This is a genomic window from Oscillibacter sp. CU971 (assembly GCF_905219725.1).
Lineage (GTDB): Bacteria > Bacillota > Clostridia > Oscillospirales > Oscillospiraceae > Oscillibacter.
Map to the genome: position 1 here is coordinate 1 of NZ_CAJMXG010000576.1, position 1046 is coordinate 1046.

The 1046-nt window shown below is 59.5% G+C and carries 2 pseudogenes; both read right to left on the minus strand.

The features are described from left to right. Positions 1-332 (minus strand): annotated as a pseudogene (locus tag JX325_RS17570) (M23 family peptidase); the annotation flags it as partial. After that, positions 325-1046, minus strand: a pseudogene (locus JX325_RS18380) (ankyrin repeat domain-containing protein); the annotation flags it as partial. The pseudogenes JX325_RS17570 and JX325_RS18380, both read right to left, overlap by 8 nt.

Here is a 1046-nt window from a genome sequence, read left to right on the forward strand (position 1 = left end):
ACGCGGATATCGTCAAGGCTTGTTTCTTCCTCTGTATTCTCGTTGATGGCAGCAATGGCAATATCCAGCTGAGCGAAGCTGGCGCGCATGGCCTCGATGCACAGCCGGTACTCCTCCGGGGTTTCCGCTGGAATGCCGATGGTATCGTAAAAACACAGTTCCACAGCGGTGATGTTGTTCTCGGTGGCGCCGNAGCCCAGAGAGCATAAAAAGGCGATGAGCAGGATGAGGGGGGAGAGAATCGCCACCAGCGTCCAGCCCACCGCTTTTTGCGCCTTTTCATCGGTCAGGATGATGGCGGCGGCCTTTGCTATCAGAGCCGGATTAGCCAAGGGTCATCCCTCCGTTCTCCTGGGCGGGCTCCTGCTCCACCTCTGCCTGCATCTCAGACCAGTGGTCCGCCAGTGCCTGGAGCGTTTCCTCATGGCCGGCGCAGGGCCGTGTCTGTGCCCACTGGCGGTACTGGTCGAANTCCATGCCNCCNTCCAGCAGCNGCNTGCACANCTCCANCGCGTCGTTTTGGACACAGGCATGGAGCGCACTGTAGTCGTTGGCGTCCACCCACATCCGCTTTTCCAGNAGTTNTNCNNCAATCCAGCTNTCACGGCCCTCATAGGTCAGCATATGGAGTGTCCTTGCTGAACTGCCTCCTCCGGAGATCCCTTTTTGCACCAGCGCAGATAACGTGCGAAAGTCTTTGTCCATAGCAAACTGCTCCAGAAGGAAAGACGGCGCGGCGGCAATCTGCTCCTCGCCGCACCGCTTGATGATCTCCTTAGCAATGAAGCGATGGTCTGAGTGGGCGTAGGAGGCCATTTCGCCAAAGAAGGACGGCTCCAGCTGCGGCACGCTGGCCTGTGCCCTCACCATCATGGACAGGACCTTCTCCGGATCGTTGATATCGATGGCTCTCTTGCAGGCGTTACAGTACGCCGCGTAGTCGATATTGCACCTGTCCCGCATCAGCAGCTCCGTCATCTTCCGGCCCACGGCCCCCGGACGGCCAGCCGCCTCCACCAGCAGGGTCTCCTCCTGCTGGTACGGAA